We start from the raw sequence: 20,065 nt of genomic DNA on the forward strand, positions 1-20,065 counted from the left end.
CCACAGATTCTACGGATTTTGTGACTGGAGCAATCAGTGCTTTACAGCTATTGACCAACAAAAAAGCCTCGCACACTGCGAGGCTTTTTTGTTGGTCAGCTAATCGGCTGCATAATACGTGGAATCCGAAAGAATCCGTGGGTTAGTACACGTACTCATTGGCGGCAATCAGCTTGTCGGCAATGCGCCGGCGGGCTTCCTTGGCGTTGTAGAGGTCGGCTTTGGTGAAGCGCTTCAGGCCCATAGCCAGCAGGCGCTGCTCGTCGCCCTCAGTCATGGTGCCAATGGCGTCTTTGCCGAACTTGTTTACCTGATCTACAGTATCGTAGAGGTACACGCGGGCAATGTCAATCTGCGTTGAAACGGCTTCCTCGCCTTTAGCGGCAGCTTCCTTCTCCACGCGCAGCAGGGTGCTTTCGGCGGTGTACACCTTGATGGCCATGTCGGCAATGTTCATCAGTACTTCCTGCTCTTTAGCCAGGGAACTCATGTACTTCTGCACGGCCGTACCGGCTACCATCAGGATAGCCTTCTTCAGCTTGGCAATGGTTTTCTTTTCGGCGGCAAACAATCCAGTTTCTTCTTCCAGGTTGAAGTCCGGAATGGCCATCAGCTCCTGCTGTACCGCCTGGGCCGGGCCCATCAGGTCCAGTTCGCCCTTCATAGCCTTCTTCAGGATCATGTCGACGGCCAGCATGCGGTTGATTTCGTTGGTGCCTTCGAAGATGCGGTTGATGCGCGAATCCCGGTAAGCACGGTCCATTGGGTAATCGGCCGAGAAGCCGTAGCCCCCGTAAATCTGCACGCCTTCATCCACCACGTAGTCGAGCACTTCCGAGCCTTCTACTTTCAGGATGGCGCACTCCACGGCAAACTCGCGGGCGGCTCCCAGCAGGGCTTCGTTGTGGCTCTGGCCTTTGCTGAGCAGTTCCTGCTCCATGCGGAAGATGTCCATGCCGGCGCGGTAAATAGCCGATTCCACGGCGTAGATGCGCACGGCCTGCTGGGCCAGCTTGTATTTGATAGCGCCAAACTTGCTGATGGGTAGCTTGAACTGCACCCGCTCGTTGGCGTACTTCACGCTCAGCGTGGCAGCCATCTTAGTAGCACCCAGGCAAGCGGCAGCCAGCTTGATACGGCCTATGTTCAGGATGTTGAAGGCAATGAGGTGGCCCTTGCCAATCTCGCCCAGCACTGCCGACTTCGGCACTTTCACGTCGGACAGGAACACCTGGCGCGTGGAGGAGCCCTTGATGCCCATCTTGTGCTCCTCGTTGCCGAGGCTCAGGCCGGGCGTGTTTTTCTCCACGATGAAGCCGGTGAACTTGTCACCATCCACTTGGGCAAACACGATGAACACGTCGGCGAAGCCGCCGTTCGTAATCCACATTTTCTGGCCGTTGAGCACGTAATGCTCGCCGTCTTCGGTGGGCATAGCTTTGGTCTTGGCGCCCAGGGCGTCGGAGCCGGATCCGGGTTCGGTGAGGCAGTAAGCACCCATCAGCTGGCCGTTGGTAAGGCCGGGCAAGTACTTGCCTTTCTGCTCCTCGTTGCCGAAGTACAGAATAGGCAGCATGGCAATGCCCGTGTGGGCCGCAAAAGCTACCGGGAACGAGTGCCCGCCACCCACACCCTCCGTCACACGCAGTGAGGTCGGGAAGTCCATATCCAGCCCGCCGTACTGCTCCGGGATGCTCACGCCAAACAAACCCAGCTCGCCGGCCTTTTCCATCAGGCCACGCATGAGGCCTTCCTCGTGGTTATCAAGGCGGTCCAGCAGGGGCATCACTTCTTTATCCACGAAGTCCAGAGCGGTCTGGTGCATCATGTTCTGCTCCTCCGAAAAATCGGCGGGCGTGAATACGTCCTGGGCGTCGGTTTCCTTGATGATAAACTCGCCGCCTTTCACAAGTTGATTGGTTACTTCCATGACCGGGTGAGGTGAAATTGAGTGGGAAATAATGAAGTCAAAAAGAAGAAAACTACTCGGCTTACCTACTATTTACCGGCAAGCAAGCCCTGTTGTTTTGTCGTACCGAAAGATACAAAAATTTGTTATGCTTGCCGACTACTTCCAGAAAAGAAAACCTCGAATGGATCGAGGTTTTCTTTTCTGGAAATGCCTTATTTAAGCAGCTCGTAGATGCCGGCTACGCCTTGGCCGCCACCTACGCAGGCGGTTACCATGCCGTACTTCTGGCCCCGGGCGCGCAGCTCATGGAAAAGCTGAATGCTAAGCTTGGCGCCGGAGCAGCCCAGTGGGTGACCAAGGGCAATGGCGCCGCCGTTCACGTTAAGCTTGCTTTCATCAATGCCCAGCTCGCGCACTACCGCAATTGACTGGGAAGCAAAGGCTTCGTTTAGCTCGAACAGGTCGATATCCTGGAGCTTCATGCCAGCCTGCTTCAGGGCCTTTGGTACGGCCTTGATGGGGCCCATGCCCATGATGCGCGGGTCGATGCCTTCAGTGGCGTAGGTGACCATGCGAGCAATAGGCTCCAGGTTCAGCTCCTTCACCATGCGCTCCGACATGACGATGACGAAAGCCGCCCCGTCGGAAGTCTGGGAAGAGTTGCCGGCCGTAACGGAACCATTGGCAGCAAATACCGGCTTCAGGCGGGCCAGGGCTTCTACTGAGGTATCAGCACGGGGGCCTTCGTCAGTATCTACCACAAAGGAGCGGGTTTTCTTTTTGCCGTTGGCCTGGTCGAGGTAGGTTTCCTCCACCGTTACGGGTACAATCTGCTCCTTGAACTTGCCTTCCTGAATAGCCTTAATGGCCTTCTGGTGCGAGTTATAGGAGAACTGATCCTGCTCTTCGCGGCTGATTTTGTAGTCCTGAGCTACAGCTTCGGCGGTGAGGCCCATGCCGAGGTAGTAGTCGGGGTGCTGCTGGGCCAGCTTGTAGTTAGGCACGGTTTTCCAGCCCACGGTGGGCACCAGGCTCATGCTCTCGGTACCGCCAGCCACGATGCAGTCGGCCATACCGGCGGCAATTTTGCCAGCGGCCATGGCAATGGTTTCTACGCCGGAGCCGCAATAGCGGTTCACGATAAGGCCCGACACGTTCATGGGCAGCGCCAGCAGCGAAATCAGGCGGCCCATTTGCAGGCCCTGTTCGGCTTCCGGCACAGCATTGCCCACAATCACGTCGTCGATGCGGGTGGGGTCGAGAGCAGGCACCGAGGCTACCAGGTGCTTGATGACGTCGGCGGCGAGGTCATCGGGGCGGGTGAAGCGAAAACCACCACGGTTGGCCTTACCAACGGCCGTGCGGTAACCAGCTACGATATATGCGTTCATGATTTTAGAAGTTAGAGGTGAGAACTTAGAGCTTAGACTCTATTGGTTAGTTCTCAGGTTGAAGACTTTTTTGAAAGCCGTAGAGCATCTTTTGTAGTTCCACTAACTCACTTACTGCAGCTTTCAGTCGAATTTCATCCAGGTAGCCAAAATCGGCGGCTAGTAGAAACTGCGTCTCTAACTCGTAAGCCGAACCGGTGACAATTGAGAGAAACTGACTGAAATCCTTCGCCGAGCCGCGTCCTGCTCCTTCAGCAATGTTGGAAGGAATAGAAACAGCTGCCCGACGCATCTGCGACGTTAGCCCAAACCGTTCGTCGGGCGGAAACGTGGCGCAGCATTGGTAAGTGAGCTTGGTAATCAGCATCGCCTTCTGCCAGATTTTTAAATCCCGAAACCGATGCCGACTTATCATACAGAACAACTCTAAGTTCTAAGCTCTCAATTCTCAGTTCTAATTACGAAGCGGTTTGCCCGTGGTAAGAATAGACTGAATCCGCTCCAGCGTTTTCCGTTCGCCGGTGAGGGAGAGGAAGGCTTCGCGCTCCAGGTCCAGCAAGTACTGCTCCGATACTTCGGTGGGGCTGCTCAGGTCGCCGCCGCACATGATGTAGGCCAGCTTGTTGGCAATCTTCACGTCGTGGTCGGAGATGTAGCGGCCTTCTTTCATGGCATGTACGCCCGTCATGAACATACCAAGCGCGCCTTTGCCGTGTACTTTGATGTTAGTTTTCTGCACGGGCATAGTATAGCCATCTTCGGCCAGCTCAATGGCCGCAGCTTTGGCCTGCGCCAGCACACGGTTGGAATTCACCACCAGCTTCGTCGCCGCGGCGCAGGAAGCCCAAGTCGAAAGCTTCGTGGGCCGAAGTGGATACCTTGGCCATGGAAATGGTCATGAAGGTGTTGCGGAGCAGGTTGTACTCCGGCTCGCCTTCCTCGTACTTGGCGGCCGTGCGCAACGTCATTTCCTTGGAGCCGCCGCCACCCGGAATCAGGCCCACGCCGAATTCCACGAGGCCCATATAGGTTTCAGCGGCTGCTACCACCCGGTCGCAGTGCAGGTTCAGCTCGCAGCCGCCGCCCAGGGCCAGGCCGTGAGGAGCGCCTACCACCGGAATGCTGCTGTAGCGCATCCGCATCATGGCTTGCTGGAACTGGGCAATCATCAGGTTCAGCTCGTCGTATTCCTGATCCAGTGCGAACATGTACACCAGGCCCAGGTTGGCCCCGGCCGAGAAGTTAGGCGCGTCGTTGCCGACTACCAGACCGCGGAAGTCCTTTTCGGCCAGCTCCACGCCCTTCAGCAAACCCTGGATAACGTCGGAACCCAGCGCGTTCATCTTCGAGTGGAACTCCACGTTCAGAATCCCGTCGCCCATATCGAGCACCGAGGCCCCGGCGTTTTTCCACAGCACTTTGCCCGTGGCGCGCAGGTTGTCGAGAATAATGAAGTTCTCAACGCCCGGAATGGCCTTGTAGCTCTTCGACTCGATGTCATAGAACTGCTTTACGCCCTGCTCGCTCACCTTATAGAAGGCAGCGTTGCCGGCAGCCAGCATTTCCTCCACCCAGGGAGCAACGGTTTTGCCTTCGGCCTGCGCCAGCTCCAGACCTTTCTGCACGCCCAGGGCATCCCAGGTTTCGAACGGGCCCATGTCCCAGCCAAAGCCGGCGCGCAGGGCATCGTCAATCTTGTAGAGCGAGTCGGTTATTTCCGGAATCCGGTTGCTCACATAGGCAAACAGGCCCGCGAAGGTTTTGCGGTAGAAGTCCCCGGCCTTGTCTTTGCCGGCAGCCAGCACTTTGAAGCGGTCTGCTAGCTTCTCAATGGGCTTGGTAGCTTCCAACGTGGCAAACTTCACCTTGGCGCCGGGCTTGTACTCCAGCGTATTCAGGTCAAGGGCCTGAATTTCCGACTTGCCGCCTTCGCCTTTCACCTTTTTGTAGAAGCCCTGGCCGGTTTTGTCGCCCAGCCACTTGTTTTCGGCCATTTTCTTGATGAAGTCCGGCAGCTGGAATACCGCTTTGGCTTCATCGTTTGGCAGATTCTGGGCCAGACCGTTGGCCACGTTGATCATCGTATCCAGACCTACCACGTCGGAAGTCCGGAACGTGGCCGACTTGGCGTGGCCGATAACCGGACCAGTGAGCTTGTCTACTTCCTCCACCGTGAGGCCGAGCTGGCTCATCACCTGCACCACGTCCATGATGGCGAAAACGCCCACGCGGTTGGCAATGAAAGCAGGCGTGTCTTTGGCCAGCACGGTGGTTTTGCCCAGGTACAGGTCGCCGTAGTGCATCAGGAAATCTACCACCGACTGGTCCGTGTCCGGGGTCGGGATGATTTCGAGCAGCTTGAGGTAGCGCGGCGGGTTGAAGAAGTGGGTGCCGCAGAAATGCTTTTTGAAGTCGTCGGAGCGGCCTTCCGTCATCATGTGAATCGGGATGCCGCTGGTGTTCGAGGTGATGAGCGTGCCGGGCTTGCGGAACTGTTCCACGCGCTCAAACAGGCTCTTTTTGATATCGAGGCGCTCTACCACTACCTCAATCGTCCAGTCGCAGCCGGCAATATCCTTAAGGTTGTCGTCGAAGTTGCCGGTTTTGATGCGGCTGGCGTCGGCCTTGCGGTACAGCGGTGAGGGGTTAGCCGCTACGGCTGCCTGCAACGAGCTGTTCACGATGCGGTTTTTCACCGCCGGATTGTCCAGCTTCAGACCTTTGGCTTCTTCGGCGGGCAGCAGCTCCTTGGGCGCGATGTCGAGCAGCAGCACCTGCACTCCGATGTTGGCGAAGTGGCACGCAATGCGCGAGCCCATCACCCCGGAGCCTAATACAGCTACTTTTTTGATGGTACGATTCATTCTTGGAGAGGAATGAGGTGGGTGAGAAATGAGTTAGTTGGTTGTCGGTCGACAGCTTCGGCGGCTGTCGGCTTTCGGTTAAACTATTCGTCATGCCTACTTTATGGAAGCATGAAGGCACTGCAAAGGTTTGCGGGCAGCCTAGCGCCACCCCGAAACTGACGCCGCTAGGCGGCGGAAGATTCGGAGCGCAGGGGCTTCAGCGTGAAGTCGTCGTAGAGGGCTTTGCTTTCAATCATGCCGGTAATCTGCCCGACAACTTTGAAGAACACGTTCAGCTCATTCTGCGGGATTTTCTCGCGCACCTTCAGGTTGAAGTGGCGCACCGTCTGGCGGGAAATTTCCTTGCCGCGCAGGCCTTCCTCGGTCAGGAAGATGCGCACCGAGCGTTTGTCCTGGGCATCGGCTTGCTTATAGATCAGGCCTTTTTCCTCCATGCTGCGCAGGATGCGGGTCAGGGAGCGGGTTTCGAGGCCCAGCAACGGGGCTATTTTGGTGGCTGGCGTCCCGTTTTCCTGGTCGATGTTCAGCAGCACGAAACCAATGCTGGTGGTGATGTCGTGCTTGGCAGCCTGCGTATTGTACATGCGCGAAATGGCGTGCCAGGCAACTTTGATGTTATAATCGACGGTTTCTTCGGGGGTCATAGGATGGAAAGGCAAGTCCGGTAAACATACGAAAATATGTTATGCTTGCATACTAAGTTTCCCGAAAAAAGTTTTGGCATTCCCATCGAAGCGGCCCCGTAGCGCTGGCTACAGGGCCGCTCTGGATTTAGCGCTGGCCGTTCTGATTATACAGGTTTTCGATGATGTCCTTGTTATTTTCGGTGATGACCTTGCGCTTCACTTTCATAGTGGGCGTCATCTCGCCGGTTTCCACGGTCCAGAGTTGGGGCAGCAACGCAATTTTCTTTACCTGCTCCCACTGGGCGAAGCCGCTGTTGTATTTCTGCACGAGGTCCTCGTACATCTGCACTACCTTCTCGTTTTTCACGAGGTCCTGGTTGGAGCAGTTGTAGTCTACACCGTTGCGCTTACACCAGCCTTTGAGGTCATCAAATGAGGGAATAACCAGCGCAGAAGGAAATTTCTGCCCGTCGCCGACGACCATAGCCTGCTCTACCAGCGGGGACTCTTTCAGCTTACCTTCAATTACCTGCGGGGCAATGTACTTGCCGCCCGAGGTCTTGAACATTTCCTTTTTGCGGTCGGTAATTTTCAGGAACTTGCCGTCCACGATTTCGCCGATGTCGCCGGTGTGGAACCAGCCTTCCTCGTCAAACTCCTTGGCCGTCAGCTCGGGCTTGTTGTAGTAGCCTTTCATCACCGACTCCGACTTGGTGAGAATTTCACCGTCTTTGGCAATCTTCACTTCAGTGTTGTTGATGATGGGCCCCACGGTGCCAATCATGTTGTTTTCGGGCTCGTAGCCACCCACGGCAATTACCGGCGAAGTTTCGGTCAGGCCGTAGCCTTCCATCACCCGAATGCCGCCGGCCCAGAATACGCGGGCCAGACGCGGCTGCAAAGCGCCGCCCCCACTCACGATGCAGCGCAGGTTTCCGCCCAAGGCCTCACGCCATTTGCTGAAAATAAGCTTGTTGGCGAGTTTGAGCTGCGTGTTGTACAGGAAGCCATTGTCCTTCTGGTTGTCGTATTTCAACCCCAGGTCCAGGGCCCAGAAGAACAGGCTTTTCTTCACGCCGGTTTGCTCGTGGCCCTTCGCTACAATCTTATCGTAGACCTTTTCCAGCAGACGGGGCACGGTCGTGAAGATTTCGGGCTTCACTTCGCGCAGGTTGTCGGCAATGGTTTCCATGCTCTCGGCGTAGTAAATACTCACGCCGTTGATGAGGTAGAGGTGCGTGACCATCCGCTCGAAGATGTGGCAGAGTGGCAGGAAGCTCAGAGCTTTATCGTCCTTGGTGACGGGCACGAAGGGCTGAGAGTTGCGACAGTTGCTGAGCAGGTTGTTGTGCGTAAGCATCACCCCTTTGGGCTGACCGGTGGTACCCGAGGTGTAAATGAGGGTAAGCAGGTCGTCGGGCTGTACGGCGGCTTTCAGGGGCTCCAGGTCGGCGGGGTTGCCTTTTTGCCCAGCTCCAGCAGCTCATCGAAGTGCCGGGCGCCTTCTATCTTATCGAAGGTGAAGACGTTTTCCGGGGGGATGTTCAGGCCCTGGGTGGCTTCGCGCACTTTGTCGAGCAGCTTCTTGTCCGACACGAACACGGCCTTCACGCCGGCATCAGTGAAGATATACTTGTAGTCCTCGACCGTGATGCTAGGGTACATAGGTACGCTGGTGGCCCCCAACTGCGCAATACCGAAGTCGGCGAACATCCACTCGGGACGGTTCATGGAGATAATAGCCACCTTGTCGTCTTTGCCGATGCCGAGACTGCGCAAACCCAGGCTGGTCTGGTTGACCTTTTCCACCACCGTATCGGTGCTGACGGGAACGTATTTGCCGTCGATTTTGGCGGCGAAGCAGTCGGGCTTATTGTACTTCTGCTGCAGGTGGGGCAGGATGTCGAAGGTACGGCGAATGTCCATGAAGAGAGAAAGGCACTGGTGGGAAGATGCAAAGACGCGGAATGGCGGGCCGGCGGGCGAAGAACTTGCGCCCAGCACAAACCGCAGCTTAAATAACTACTTTTTTGCCGGTTGTCCAGCTTATGCCGCAAGAATGCTCTACGGAGCGGCTAGGGGCGTGGCCGGGTTTTGCGTAGCTTTGTGGGAGTCCGCTCCGTCTGCGTCCGATGAATCTCGCTATCTTTTTTGATCCATTGCCCGAAGACCCGCTGGCTTCTCCGCCGGCTCCTACCACGCTGGGGGCCTACGCCTCGCGCTTTGTGGATACGTTTCCCGACTGGCGCACGGCCGATCTGGCCCTGATTGGGCTGGACGAGTGGCGGGGCAGCGCGGCCGGCGCGCCGGCTGCCCACGGTGCCAACGCGGTGCGGGAACGGTTTTACCAGCTGCAGAAAGGCACCGGCCCCATCCGGCTGGTAGACCTGGGCAACCTGCGGCCCGGCCTTACCCTGGAAGATACCTACCTGCGGCTGCGCGAGATTGTGGCGGCCCTGCTGGAAAACAAGACCATTCCGCTGCTGCTGGGCGGCTCCCAGGACCTCGACTACGGGCAGTTTCTGGCCTACGAAACCCTGGAGCGCCCCGTCAGCCACGTCACCATTGATGCCCGCGTGGACATGGCCGAGCACGACGGCGCCACGGCCGAAGACACGCACCTGCGCCGCATTCTGATGCACGAGCCGAACTTTCTGTTCTGCTTCAGCCAGATCGGGCACCAGCAGTACCTGGTGCCACCGGGCGTGCTGGGCACTCTGGAAAAGCTCCAGCTTCGAAACGCTGCGCCTGGGTGAAGTACACACTGATGTGCGCCAGGCCGAGCCCCTCATCCGCCAGGCCGACATGCTCAGCTTCGACCTCTCGGCCCTGCGCTGGCCCGATTTCCCCGGCTACTACCCCGCCAGCCCCTACGGCCTCACGGGCGAGGAAGCGTCGCAGCTATGCTGGTACGCCGGCCACAACGACCAGCTCAGTTCCTTCGGCCTCTACGGATACCGCCCATGCCGCGACGAGCATGGCCTGGCCGCGTTTGCCGCCGCTACCATGCTCTGGTATTTCATCGAAGGCTTCTACCACCGTCTGGGCGAAACCGACTTTCAGAGCCGCCGCTTTATGCGCTACGCTATTGGGCTGCCGGGCACGCCGGCTAAGCTGGTGTTCTACAAAGCCCGCCGCACCGAAAAGTGGTGGCTGGAAGTGGAAAGCATGGCCGACAGCTCCGTGAAGCGCATTGTGCCCTGCAGCTACCAGGACTACCTGCACGCCTCCCAGGGCGACCTGCCCAACCGCTGGATTCTCACGCAGGCTCTTTTAGGGTAAGTTGCTGGTTTCTGGTTTTTAGTTTCTAGTTGACGGATATGCCAAAGCCTGTTTCACCTGATGAGTCTTCTGCGGAAGCGGAAAAGCTTGCCACTACTGCAGACGCAGACGCCACTGGGGCAATTTTCTTGCCTTCGGCGGGCCTGCCTGAACTGGCAACCAGCAACCAGCAACTAGAAACTTATACCCGCGCCCAGCTTGCACTGCGCAACGGTCAGGACCGCGACGAAATCTGGGTGGCGTACCAGGGGCAGATTTACGACGTGACCCGCTCCCGCCTGTGGCGGCGCGGCAACCACTACGAGCATTGGGCCGGCCAGGACCTCACCCGGGAGTTGGACAAAGACGCCCCGCACACCGCCCATGTGTTCGACAACTTCAAGGTGATTGGCCGGTTGAAGTGAACATGCCCTGGCAAGAAAACGCTGTCATTGCGAGCAGGTGGCGTATCAAGCCAGTGTCGAAGCAATCCGTCCTGGGCAAAACCGGGCACTTTCTTCTACCAGAAAGCCCCTGACGTTTGTGCGTATAACAGGGACTTGTCACATCTGAGGGCGTAGCACATTGTCCAGGACGGATTGCTTCGTCGTGCCTCCTCGCAATGACAGCGCTTCACCACTTCACCTTTCACCACTTCACCTTTCACCTCCCGTGACCACCGAAAGCCCTTCCAACTTCCACGACCTCGAAACCCTTTCTACCCGCGAGCTGCTGGCCGGCATCAACAGCGTCGACCAGACGGTGCCGCACGTGGTGGCCCAGGCCCTGCCTCAGATTGAGGCGCTGGTAGAAGCCACGGTGGCCCGGTTGCAGCGCGGGGGGCGGTTGTTCTACATCGGGGCGGGCACGAGCGGGCGGCTGGGCATTCTGGATGCCTCTGAGTGTCCGCCTACGTTCGGCGTGCCGGCCGGCCTAGTAGTGGGCCTCATTGCCGGCGGCGACACCGCCATCCGCCAGGCTGTGGAAAACGCCGAGGACGACCCGCAGCAGGCCTGGCTGGACTTGCAGGCCCACCACATCACGGCCGACGATATGCTGGTGGGCATTGCTGCCTCGGGCCGCACGCCCTACGTTATTGGGGGCCTGGAGCAGGCCCGCCTCCGTGGCATTGCCACCGGCTGCATTGTGTGCAATGCAGCCTCCGCCGTGGCCGCCGCCGCCGACTACCCCGTGGAAGTGGTAACCGGCCCCGAGTTCGTGACGGGCAGCACCCGCCTGAAGGCCGGTACCGCCCAGAAGCTGGTGCTCAACATGCTCACCACCGCCACCATGATTCGGCTGGGCCGCGTGAAGGGCAACAAGATGGTGGACATGCAGCTCTCCAACCACAAGCTCGTAGACCGCGGCGAAAAGATGATCATGGACGAGCTGGGCATCCCCCAGCCCGAAGCGGCGGCGCTCCTGCAGCAGCACGGCTCCGTGCGGGCCGCTATTGAGGCGGGGCGGTAGGCTTAGAACCTATCTAGAAAGTCGCCCGAAGCAAAACAGTTGTCATGCTGAGCGAAGTCGAAGCATCTCTACCGCTTCGTTGAAGGCTCTCTAACGAAGCGGTAGAGATGCTTCGACTTCGCTCAGCATGACAACCAGCCGAATACGCCTACTTCTGACTGACTACTTAAGTGCATGTAGCTTACTTGTCTCGGGAGGCTCTATGTATATGCTGAAGCTTTGATTCATTGCCTTCGGGAAGCAGCCCGTATCTGACCTGCTTCCCGAAGGTTTTTCGCGTACTTAGCACCGCTTCACGAAACCGGTTGATACGTTAACCTTCAGGCAAACAAATGTTAGCGGCTATACTAAAAATGACGGCACTACTTTACATACCGACACTTTTTGGAGTGAGCATTGAAGTCTATTTCATTTTAATCATCTTTGGTATTCCGACATTTTTTATTTGGCGTTGGATACTAAAAAAGTTTATAAAAATTGACAAGACCAGAAAAATTGCTACTTGGACAGCGACAATTGTAGCGACACCACTAATTTATGTTGGGCTTATTATACTTTGGTTTTTTAGTATGAGCTACCATCCAACTCATGACTTTAACAAACAAAAATGGTTTACCGACAAGGAAAAGCGTTACGAACTATCAGAGGACATCATAGACAGTAAAATGCTAATCGGCAAGACAAAATCAGAAGTACGACAATTACTCGGTGATGAAGGTAACACAGACGAAAGCGACTATTGGAATTACTATTTAGGTTTTAGACCAGGATTTGCGAACATTGACCCAGATGTACTTGACATTGAATTTAAAGCTGGTAAAGTAGTAAAGGTTAAACAACATGAAACATAATTGACAAACAGAAAGCGCAGCCTATAACACGGGTTTTGCGTCAGGCGGTGTGACGTGCAAACTTGGAGCATTGTGCTTCTATTCAAGTTCAGTGCTGGCTGACAGCTTTGTGCTCCGAAACCCGCCCGAACGCCAAGCCCCGAAACGTTATATCGTGCTTATCTGTAGCAGATCCACAACCGTTGTAGCGGTTAGGTACAGATACCTATTCGCACCTCTTGGTTGAACGTCACGCGGCGCGTACGATGAGACGCAAGTATGCGTCTCTACACCATCCAGGAAACTGCCATACACCCTTCGCGGAGTGGTTTGCAACGAATATATACAGAAATGGGCACCCAACTGGGTGCCCGTTTTTCTTGCAGATTATTGCCTGCTACCCCTCGCTCTCCCCTTCCTCCTGCTCCTGCCGCTGCTGCCGGACGCGCTTGAGGAGCTGGCGGAGGGTGTAGCCTTTGAGCTTGGCCTTATCGGTGCCCCGGTAAAGGCTTTTGCCATCCTGCATGAGCTCCCGCATGAGGGCATAGAGCTGGTTGAGCACCGTGATGTTGGCGGCCGTAACGCGCTGGTTGCTGGTTTGGGTAGCGTCCTGGGCGGCGCTGTCGGCCATCAGGGCGGTGTGCAGTTGGCGGATCTTGGTGGTTTCGGCGGCGGTGTGGCCCTTGGCGGCCAAGGCGGTGGCGTTGTCGGTTAGGTTCTGGAGCAGGTCCTTGAGGGCAGTAGCCAGGTTTTCTAGGTCGTTGCTGGCGTAGGCGGCGCGGGCTTCCTTCAGGCCGAGCTTCTTCAGGGGCACGGTGAGGCCGGTGGCGCGGCGGGCGCGGGCTTCGAGGCGGTTAAGCAGCGCGGGCAGGGCCTCGCCCTTCTCTTTCAGGCGCTGACCGATGACGGCAGCCTGCCCCTGGCGCACCAGCTGGCTCACGAGCTTGTTGGCGGCGGCCAGGCGCCGGTCGTACTCGGTCAGGAAAGCGTCGGTGTATTCATCAGGTAACAGGTCCACGAAGTCGGCTTTGTCGCGGGTGTACTGCTCGCGCAGCAGCTTGGCCAGGGGCATCAGCTCTTCGTGGCGGAAATCAAAATCGGCGGGGTTTTCAGGCATACTATCAGGTAGTTAAAGTGAATATCGTCAGTAAACTACCTGAATTTTCAGACTAACCCAATACCGCTTCCAGTGCACCCATTTCCTGCCCCGCACCCCATTTGGAGGCTACGCCAACGCCAGCTGCCACGGTAGCGAGGTTCCCGGAGCGGCAGCGGCGCTTTCCGGGACGACGGCGAAGCCTACTCAGACGACAGCGAAGTATACCAGAACGACGGCGAAGCCTGCTGGCATGATGGCGAAGCTTGTTGGAACAACGGCGAAGCCTGCCAGGATACCGGCGAAGCCCGATAGGGCGACGGCGAAGGCGAGGACACCACTTGGCTTGCCCTAATCATTGCCCCCGCAACCTGCCGGCCCCGCTAGCCGCCACGTCAGAATCCGCGTATGCCTACGGGAGCTTTTTCCGCCCCGAGTTGTTGAATCTGTCCGTACCACCACACCCGCATCTGCCGTGCATACCATTGAGCCGCACTACGCCTGGATTGACCAGTACTCCGCCACCGAAGACCCCCGCTCCCCGCTGTTTGAGGCCGAAAACAGCCTGGAAACCTTCACCAATACCATCTACGGCTACTACATCCACCCGCAGTGGGACAGCCTCGAATCGGAGACGCTGTACCTGAAAATCCTGTTTGTGGATTACGACCTGGGCACGGCCGTCATCGAGTTTATCGGGGAGTGGAACGACGCCATCGAAAACGACATCATGCACCTCAAGCGCAACATCATTGATTTGATGACGCACGAAGGCATCCGCAAATTCGTGCTCATCGGCGAAAACGTGTTCAACTTCCACGGCTCCGACGACTCTTACTACGAGGAGTGGTTTGAGGACGTGGAGGACGGCTGGATTGCAGGCGTCAACTTCCAGGAGCACGTGGTGCGCGAAATGCACCAGTTCAACATCGACAACTACGTGAACTTTGGCGGCCAGCTCGACGAGCTGCCGTGGCGCACCTACGCCCCGCGCAAGCTGTTTGAGGTGGTGGATGGGTTGCTGCGCCGCCGGCTGGGATAGGGCCTCACCCCCCGGCCCCCTTCCCTCGCTTGATGCGCGACATCGTGGAGAGGGGGAGCCTCACGATTTCGTTCTGACGGATCGGGGCTGCTTCGCTCACGCTACGCAGCCCCGCCGTGGTTTGCTCCGGCGGCTGGGCCGGCGCCCGGCTTTGAGGATTTACCGCAACAAAAAAGGCCGCCTCTTTGCAGAGGCGGCCTTTTTTGTTGCGCCGAGAGGCGCAGCAAACTACTTAGCGTCGGTTGCGTCAGCAGCGTTTTCCATAGCGTCAGCCTTGGCTTCGCCATTGGCTTCTACCGAGTCAGCAGCGGCGTCCGAAGCACCGGCATCTTCCATAGCGTCAGCCTTGGCTTCAGCATTTTCTTCTACTTGCTCAGCAGCAGCTTCCTGGTTGTTTTCGGTTTTGCTGTCGCAAGAAGCGAAGGTGAACGAAGCAGCAGCCAGGGCGAGGAACAGAACCTTTTTCATTGTGGGGGTTGGGTAAAATGGATGTCGAAAGAAACGTAGCGTCACCGGCGTTCCACGGGAAGTTCTGGTGAGCTACGGGGCTTTATACCCTCCCCCCGGAAGGTAACCCGACAGTACGATTATTTTTTTCGGAACACGATACCGATGGGCACGCCCGTAAAGTCGAAATGCTCGCGGAGGCGGTTTTCGAGGTAGCGGGCGTAGCTTTCCTTCACGTACTGCGGCAGGTTGCAGAAGAAGGCAAACACCGGGTTGTGGGTGGGCAGCTGCGTAGCGTACTTGATGCGCACCAGCTTGCCTTTCTGGATAGGCGGCGGGTACTTCTCGATTTCCTTCAGCATCACCTCGTTCAGCTCCGAAGTCGGGATTTTGCGGCGCTTGCTCTCGTACACCTGCACGGCGGTTTCGATGGCCTTGTGCACGCGCTGCTTGTTGAGCACCGACACGAAGATGATGGGCGGGTAGCTGATGGGCGCAATCTTCTCGCGGATTTTCTCCTCGAACTCCTTGGCCGTATTGGTTTCCTTGTTTTCGATCAGGTCCCACTTGTTCACCAGAATCACGATGCCCTTGCGGTTCTTATCGGCTAGGCCGATGATGTTCATGTCCTGGGCCTCAATACCGCGGGTAGCGTCTAGCATCACGATACACACATCCGACTCCTCCAGCGCCCGCAGGGAGCGTAGCACGGAATAGAACTCGATGTCTTCGTGTACCTTGGTTTTGCGGCGCAGCCCGGCCGTATCTACCAGAATAAACTCCTGGCCGAAGGCATTGTAGCGGGCCTGAATAGAGTCGCGGGTGGTGCCGGCAATGTCCGTGACAATGCTGCGCTCGGTGCCCAGCAGCAGATTCACGAACGATGATTTGCCCACGTTGGGGCGGCCCACAATGGCAATTTTGGGCACGCCGGCGTCGGGCTCTTCGATGCCTTCTTCGGGGAAGTGACTTACCACGGCGTCGAGCAGGTCGCCGGTGCCGGAACCGCTCTGAGAGCTGATGGGGAAAATTTCCCCGTCGCCGATGCCGAGGGCGTAGAACTCGCCGGCGGCGTGGGCCCGCACGTTGGTATCGGCCTTGTTGGCTACCAGGTACATGGGCTTTTTGCCCTGGTAGCGGCGCAGCACGTTGGCAAACTCCTCGTCGAGGTGGTGCAGGCCGGAGTCTACATCCACCATAAAGAGCACCACATCTGCTTCTTCAATGGCCAGCTTTACCTGCTTGTTGATTTCGCCCTCGAAGATGTCCTCGGAGTTGTGCACGTAGCCACCCGTATCAATCACGGTGAAGTACTTGCCGGTCCAGTCGCCGTAGCCGTAGTGCCGGTCGCGCGTCACGCCCGACTCGTTGTCCATAATGGCTTTGCGCTGGCCCACTAGGCGGTTGAACAGCGTGGACTTGCCCACATTCGGGCGGCCCACAATGGCAATGGTATTTTTCATGTTGTCTGACTCCAGCCGCCGGCCCGACCAGTTTCGGCAGTGCCCGGAGTAGTTAAGTGAGTGTGAGGTCGGTGGTGTTGCTTCTTCTAGAACGTCATGCTGAGCGAAGCCGAAGCATCTCGCGTGCTTATGTTGTGGTAGTAATCAAAAAGTAATTATCACACTAGCGAGATGCTTCGACTTCGCTCAGCATGACGTGCTAGGATGATTTACTGATAGCCGAACCGGCTCAAGGCTTTAGGGTCGGTGCGCCAGTTTTCGTTGACTTTGACGTGGATTTCCAGGAACACTTTTTTCTGGAAAAACTTCTCCATTTCCTCCCGGGCCCAGGTGCCTACTTTTTTGAGGGCCACGCCTTGCTGGCCGATGATGATGCCTTTCTGACTGGGGCGCTCCACGTAAATGATGGAGCGCATGCGGATGATGTCTTCCTCTTCCTTGAACTCCTCAATTTCGACCTCACAGCTATAAGGCACTTCCTTCTTGTAGAGCTTGAAGATTTTTTCCCGGATCATCTCGGCCGCAAAGAAGCGCTCTGGCTTGTCCGTCAGCTCATCCTTGGGGTAGTAGGCCGGGTGAATGGGTAAGTAACCCAGCACCAGGTCCAGCAGCTCACCCGTCCCGAATTTCTCCAGGGCCGAAATGGGCAGCACCCGCGCCGCGTTGGGCAGGTGCTCCTGCCAGTAGGCTACTTTCTCCTCCACGCTGGCCTGGTCGGCCTGGTCGATCTTGTTTACCAGCAGCAGAATGGGCGTATCCACCATTTTGCGCAGGCGCTCCACGACCGGCTCCTCGTCGTGCTTTTCGTAGATGTCCGTCACGAACAGAATCACGTCGGCGTCTTCGAGGGAGGAGTACACAAACGACATCATGGCGTTGTGCAACTCGTACTTGGGCTGGATGATGCCGGGCGTATCGGAGTACACCAGCTGGAAGTCGTCGCCGTTGAGGATGCCCAGAATGCGGTGGCGCGTGGTCTGGGCTTTACTAGTTACGATGCTGAGCCGCTCGCCCATGAGGGCATTCATCAGCGTCGACTTGCCCACGTTGGGCTTGCCGATAATGCTCACGAAGCCAGCGCGGTGCGGTTTTGGTTCGGTATTCACTTCAGTGTCTGAAAATTGGCCTGCAAAGGTACGGTTATTCTGAGCGGTTAGCTGTCGGCAGTTAGATATTAGCTTTTTTTGCAGCGGAAACCGAGCCAAACAGCTTTCTTTTTGGTTTAACGCACAGTTCTCACTTAGTAGCCCGTAGCCTGGCAGCGGCCATCCTTGCGAAAGGCCGGCGGCTACAGGCTAACCGCTAACAGCTGCATAAAATGCCCTCATCCGCTTCCAAAGGCCGCATCGGTGTACTCCTCGTGAACCTGGGCACGCCCGACTCCCCCAGCACCCCGGACGTACGCCGCTACCTCAACGAATTCCTGACCGATGCCCGGGTGATTGACATGCCGGCCGCCATCCGCTACCCGCTGTTCCGGGGGTTAGTAGTGCCACTGCGGGCGCCCAAATCGGCCAAGATCTACCAGCAGCTCTGGACGGACCGCGGCTCTCCCCTGCTCTACCACGGCCTCGATCTGCAGAAGCTGGTGCAGGAGCAGCTGGGCAAAGACTACCTCGTGGCCTTCGGGATGCGCTACCAGAACCCGAGCATTGAAAGTGCGCTGGAAGAGCTGCGCGACGCGGCCGTAGAGCGGATTATCGTGCTGCCGCTGTTTCCGCAGTACGCGGCGGCCAGCACGGGCTCGGTGCAGGAAAAGGTGATGGACATCGTGAAAGACTGGTGGATTGTGCCCAGCATCTCCTTCATCAGCAACTTCGTGGAGGAGCCGGGCTTCATCGAAACCTTTGCTACGCTGGGCAAGGTCGAAATGGCAAAGCACGCCTACGACCATGTTGTCTTCAGCTACCACGGCATTCCCGAGCGGCACGTGCTGAAGGGCAGCCACAAAGGCTACTGTAAGCTGGGCAGCTGCTGCGCCAGCTACAACAAAAACAACCGCTACTGCTACCGGGCGCAGTGCTTTGAAACGTCGCGGCAACTGGGAAAGGCTCTAGGCCTAACTCCGGAACAGTACACCACCACGTTCCAGAGCCGCCTGCAAAGCCGCCTGCGTGACCCGTGGCTGCAGCCATACACCGACGAGGTGCTGAAGGAGCTGCCTGGCAAAGGCATTCACAACGTGCTGGCCTTCTCCCCGGCTTTCGTGGCCGACTGCCTGGAAACGACCATTGAGGTAGGTGAAGAGTTCAAGGAAATGTTTGAGCAGGCCGGCGGCAAACACTGGCAGTTGGTGCCTTCGCTCAACTCGCACCCGCAATGGGTAGATGCCGTGGCCGATATGATTCGGCGTAATTAGCGTCTTCTCCACCATAAAGTATGTAGGCCCGCCTCCGGTAATCTGGAAGCGGGCCTGCGTGTTTCAGACAGAAAGCACTCAACTCAGCCGGCGGCGCTGGTAGAACTGGCTGTCGTCGTAGCCGGGCTGGTTGTAAAAACTCTGCTCTCCCTCGGGCAGCTGCAGATTCAGGGCCCGCAGCATGGCCTGCTCGTACTCGCGGGTAATCTGGATTTCGACGTACGGCGGGTAGTCCAGCACCGACTGGGCCGTGAGCGAGGGCACGAACACATTGTCGCCATCCTCATCCAGCGCGGCCACGCCAATGGGCAGCAGAATATGCCGGTCCCGCTCGTTGATGTGCAGGCTTTCATCCAGCTCTACATCCAGGTAGCGAACTTTCAGGGCCTCGGCATCCACAATCAGCTCGTACACCTGGCCAAACTGGCGGCCGTCGGCCCCGCGCACGGCCCAGCCGCGTACATCGGGGTTGCCATCGGCTACTTCAAACTCCGTCAGGTCGCGCAGGCGGCGCAGGTGCATACCCTGGGCAGAGGGAATCGGGTCGGTAACGGGTTCCATGGGCAAAACAATCGAAAGGAATATGGCGGCGGCTTAGCGCGCCGGGGGTTGATTGAGGGCCTGCACTACGCGGGCTGCGTGGGTCAGATACGCCTTCAGCGCCTGCTGATCCTGAGGTGTGGCAGCCCGACCGGTCAGCGCATCGGCCTCAGTCGTCAACTGGTTGATTTCCGTCTCCAACTCAGGATAAGCTTTTTGCTGCATGGCCTGCATGAGGGCCGTGGCAGCTACGTAGCCGGGCCGCAGACTGGAGCCGGTTTCATCAAGCCGGCTGGTAGCGCTGGTCAGATCGTCGCGGCGGGTGCTGATGGCCGGGTCGCGCAGGTCGCCCCGGTCGGCAAGGCTGCTGAGTACGGCACTCAACTGTTGCAGGCCGCGCCGGCCGTAGTCGGGCGTAGCGGCATCAGCAGCAGCGAAAGTGGCTAATTCATCCGGTGTTGCCGCAGCCTCCGTGGGGGTGCTCATATCGGCCACAGCCGCATTGTTATCGGGACGGGGGCCGGTTTCGGCGCCCGTGGTGCTGTCGGGGGCCGGGTTGGCGGCAGTAGCGACCGGGGGTGGCGTGGTAGAGGTGGTGTCGTGCCGGAGCAGAAAGTAAGCGGCCGCCGCCACCACGGCCAGCACGAGCAGAATCAGCAGCCAGGGACTGGGAGAAGACTTTTTGCGTTGAATATTGATGTCGGCCATAGCAGCGAGAGCAGGGTTTGGGCTGTCCATACGCATTATAGGAGAAATACGAT

General features: G+C 57.6%; 19 protein-coding genes and 1 pseudogene. 7 read left to right on the forward strand and 13 right to left on the reverse strand.

The window, feature by feature from the left end; genetic code table 11:
* Positions 1–142 precede the first annotated feature (142 nt).
* The 7 genes and pseudogenes from LRS06_RS07925 to LRS06_RS07955 all read right to left on the reverse strand — a co-directional run bounded on the left by LRS06_RS07925 (position 143) and on the right by LRS06_RS07955 (position 8,722).
* Positions 143–1,930 carry an acyl-CoA dehydrogenase family protein gene (locus LRS06_RS07925; RefSeq protein WP_257870995.1) on the reverse strand — a complete coding sequence of 596 codons (1,788 nt, stop codon included), beginning with the start codon at positions 1,928–1,930 and terminating at the stop codon, positions 143–145.
* 194 nt (positions 1,931–2,124) lie between these two features.
* A complete protein-coding gene (locus LRS06_RS07930; RefSeq protein ID WP_257870996.1) occupies positions 2,125–3,303 on the reverse strand; it encodes an acetyl-CoA C-acyltransferase in 1,179 nt (392 codons plus the stop codon).
* A 46-nt stretch (positions 3,304–3,349) separates the two neighbouring features.
* Positions 3,350–3,718: a four helix bundle protein gene (locus LRS06_RS07935; protein WP_257870997.1), complete on the reverse strand. Its 369-nt coding sequence runs from the start codon at positions 3,716–3,718 to the stop codon at positions 3,350–3,352.
* Positions 3,719–3,757: 39 nt separating this feature from the next.
* A pseudogene (locus LRS06_RS07940) lies at positions 3,758–6,167 on the reverse strand (3-hydroxyacyl-CoA dehydrogenase NAD-binding domain-containing protein).
* Between the two features lie 167 nt (positions 6,168–6,334).
* The gene (locus tag LRS06_RS07945) at positions 6,335–6,814 is read right to left on the reverse strand and encodes a MarR family winged helix-turn-helix transcriptional regulator (RefSeq protein WP_257870998.1); all 480 of its coding nucleotides are present in this window, start codon (positions 6,812–6,814) and stop codon (positions 6,335–6,337) included.
* A 127-nt stretch (positions 6,815–6,941) separates the two neighbouring features.
* Positions 6,942–8,243 (reverse strand): AMP-dependent synthetase/ligase, encoded by a 1,302-nt coding sequence (locus tag LRS06_RS07950; RefSeq protein ID WP_308239927.1) that lies wholly within the window; start codon positions 8,241–8,243, stop codon positions 6,942–6,944.
* Positions 8,231–8,722, reverse strand: a complete 492-nt coding sequence (locus tag LRS06_RS07955; RefSeq protein WP_257870999.1) for an AMP-binding protein — start codon at positions 8,720–8,722, stop codon at positions 8,231–8,233. The genes LRS06_RS07950 and LRS06_RS07955 overlap by 13 nt, the downstream gene beginning before the upstream one ends.
* Before the next feature lie 206 nt (positions 8,723–8,928).
* On the opposite strand from LRS06_RS07955, the gene LRS06_RS07960 reads away from it, so the two are divergent.
* The 5 genes from LRS06_RS07960 (at position 8,929) to LRS06_RS07980 (ending at position 12,378) form a co-directional block, all read left to right on the forward strand.
* Complete coding sequence (locus tag LRS06_RS07960; protein WP_257871000.1) at positions 8,929–9,552, forward strand: arginase family protein; 624 nt, start codon at positions 8,929–8,931, stop codon at positions 9,550–9,552.
* Between the two features lie 13 nt (positions 9,553–9,565).
* A complete protein-coding gene (locus LRS06_RS07965) occupies positions 9,566–10,078 on the forward strand; it encodes a hypothetical protein (protein WP_257871001.1) in 513 nt (170 codons plus the stop codon).
* A gap of 152 nt (positions 10,079–10,230) precedes the next feature.
* Positions 10,231–10,482: a cytochrome b5 domain-containing protein gene (locus LRS06_RS07970; protein WP_257873394.1), complete on the forward strand. Its 252-nt coding sequence runs from the start codon at positions 10,231–10,233 to the stop codon at positions 10,480–10,482.
* A gap of 247 nt (positions 10,483–10,729) precedes the next feature.
* The gene (gene murQ, locus LRS06_RS07975; RefSeq protein ID WP_257871002.1) at positions 10,730–11,527 is read left to right on the forward strand and encodes an N-acetylmuramic acid 6-phosphate etherase; all 798 of its coding nucleotides are present in this window, start codon (positions 10,730–10,732) and stop codon (positions 11,525–11,527) included.
* A gap of 353 nt (positions 11,528–11,880) precedes the next feature.
* On the forward strand, positions 11,881–12,378 hold the full coding sequence (locus tag LRS06_RS07980; protein ID WP_257871003.1) for an outer membrane protein assembly factor BamE: 498 nt from the start codon (positions 11,881–11,883) through the stop codon (positions 12,376–12,378).
* Between the two features lie 376 nt (positions 12,379–12,754).
* Here the strand turns inward: LRS06_RS07980 and LRS06_RS07985 are convergent, their stop codons facing one another.
* On the reverse strand, positions 12,755–13,474 hold the full coding sequence (locus tag LRS06_RS07985) for a hypothetical protein (protein ID WP_257871004.1): 720 nt from the start codon (positions 13,472–13,474) through the stop codon (positions 12,755–12,757).
* 454 nt (positions 13,475–13,928) lie between these two features.
* On the opposite strand from LRS06_RS07985, the gene LRS06_RS07990 reads away from it, so the two are divergent.
* Positions 13,929–14,495, forward strand: coding sequence for a hypothetical protein (locus LRS06_RS07990; protein ID WP_196954320.1), 567 nt, complete (start codon positions 13,929–13,931; stop codon positions 14,493–14,495).
* A gap of 228 nt (positions 14,496–14,723) precedes the next feature.
* Here LRS06_RS07990 and LRS06_RS07995 read toward each other — a convergent pair whose 3' ends face one another.
* The 3 genes from LRS06_RS07995 to era all read right to left on the reverse strand — a co-directional run bounded on the left by LRS06_RS07995 (position 14,724) and on the right by era (position 17,511).
* Positions 14,724–14,963 carry a hypothetical protein gene (locus LRS06_RS07995; RefSeq protein ID WP_257871005.1) on the reverse strand — a complete coding sequence of 80 codons (240 nt, stop codon included), beginning with the start codon at positions 14,961–14,963 and terminating at the stop codon, positions 14,724–14,726.
* 119 nt (positions 14,964–15,082) lie between these two features.
* Positions 15,083–16,405, reverse strand: coding sequence for a ribosome biogenesis GTPase Der (gene der / locus LRS06_RS08000; RefSeq protein ID WP_196954318.1), 1,323 nt, complete (start codon positions 16,403–16,405; stop codon positions 15,083–15,085).
* A gap of 209 nt (positions 16,406–16,614) precedes the next feature.
* Entirely contained in the window at positions 16,615–17,511 is an 897-nt protein-coding gene (gene era / locus LRS06_RS08005; protein WP_257871006.1) for a GTPase Era, read from the reverse strand.
* A gap of 212 nt (positions 17,512–17,723) precedes the next feature.
* On the opposite strand from era, the gene hemH reads away from it, so the two are divergent.
* Positions 17,724–18,764: a ferrochelatase gene (hemH, locus tag LRS06_RS08010; RefSeq protein ID WP_257871007.1), complete on the forward strand. Its 1,041-nt coding sequence runs from the start codon at positions 17,724–17,726 to the stop codon at positions 18,762–18,764.
* A 78-nt stretch (positions 18,765–18,842) separates the two neighbouring features.
* On the opposite strand, the gene LRS06_RS08015 is transcribed toward hemH, so the two are convergent.
* On the reverse strand, positions 18,843–19,325 hold the full coding sequence (locus tag LRS06_RS08015) for a PRC-barrel domain-containing protein (protein WP_257871008.1): 483 nt from the start codon (positions 19,323–19,325) through the stop codon (positions 18,843–18,845).
* A 33-nt stretch (positions 19,326–19,358) separates the two neighbouring features.
* On the reverse strand, positions 19,359–20,012 hold the full coding sequence (locus LRS06_RS08020; RefSeq protein ID WP_257871009.1) for a hypothetical protein: 654 nt from the start codon (positions 20,010–20,012) through the stop codon (positions 19,359–19,361).
* Positions 20,013–20,065: the final 53 nt, after the last annotated feature.

The organism is Hymenobacter sp. J193, from assembly GCF_024700075.1.
Lineage (GTDB): Bacteria > Bacteroidota > Bacteroidia > Cytophagales > Hymenobacteraceae > Hymenobacter.

Excerpts from the sequence above, each read along its gene's own strand:
- LRS06_RS07925 (WP_257870995.1), bottom strand. The coding sequence starts at position 1,930 with ATGGAAGTAACCAATCAACTTGTGAAAGGCGGCGAGTTTATCATCAAG.
- LRS06_RS07930 (WP_257870996.1), bottom strand. The coding sequence starts at position 3,303 with ATGAACGCATATATCGTAGCTGGTTACCGCACGGCCGTTGGTAAGGCC.
- LRS06_RS07935 (WP_257870997.1), bottom strand. The coding sequence starts at position 3,718 with ATGATAAGTCGGCATCGGTTTCGGGATTTAAAAATCTGGCAGAAGGCG.
- LRS06_RS07945 (WP_257870998.1), bottom strand. The coding sequence starts at position 6,814 with ATGACCCCCGAAGAAACCGTCGATTATAACATCAAAGTTGCCTGGCAC.
- LRS06_RS07955 (WP_257870999.1), bottom strand. The coding sequence starts at position 8,722 with ATGGACATTCGCCGTACCTTCGACATCCTGCCCCACCTGCAGCAGAAG.
- LRS06_RS07960 (WP_257871000.1), top strand. The coding sequence starts at position 8,929 with ATGAATCTCGCTATCTTTTTTGATCCATTGCCCGAAGACCCGCTGGCT.
- LRS06_RS07980 (WP_257871003.1), top strand. The coding sequence starts at position 11,881 with ATGACGGCACTACTTTACATACCGACACTTTTTGGAGTGAGCATTGAA.
- LRS06_RS07985 (WP_257871004.1), bottom strand. The coding sequence starts at position 13,474 with ATGCCTGAAAACCCCGCCGATTTTGATTTCCGCCACGAAGAGCTGATG.
- LRS06_RS07995 (WP_257871005.1), bottom strand. The coding sequence starts at position 14,963 with ATGAAAAAGGTTCTGTTCCTCGCCCTGGCTGCTGCTTCGTTCACCTTC.
- der (WP_196954318.1), bottom strand. The coding sequence starts at position 16,405 with ATGAAAAATACCATTGCCATTGTGGGCCGCCCGAATGTGGGCAAGTCC.
- hemH (WP_257871007.1), top strand. The coding sequence starts at position 17,724 with ATGCCCTCATCCGCTTCCAAAGGCCGCATCGGTGTACTCCTCGTGAAC.
- LRS06_RS08015 (WP_257871008.1), bottom strand. The coding sequence starts at position 19,325 with ATGGAACCCGTTACCGACCCGATTCCCTCTGCCCAGGGTATGCACCTG.
- LRS06_RS08020 (WP_257871009.1), bottom strand. The coding sequence starts at position 20,012 with ATGGCCGACATCAATATTCAACGCAAAAAGTCTTCTCCCAGTCCCTGG.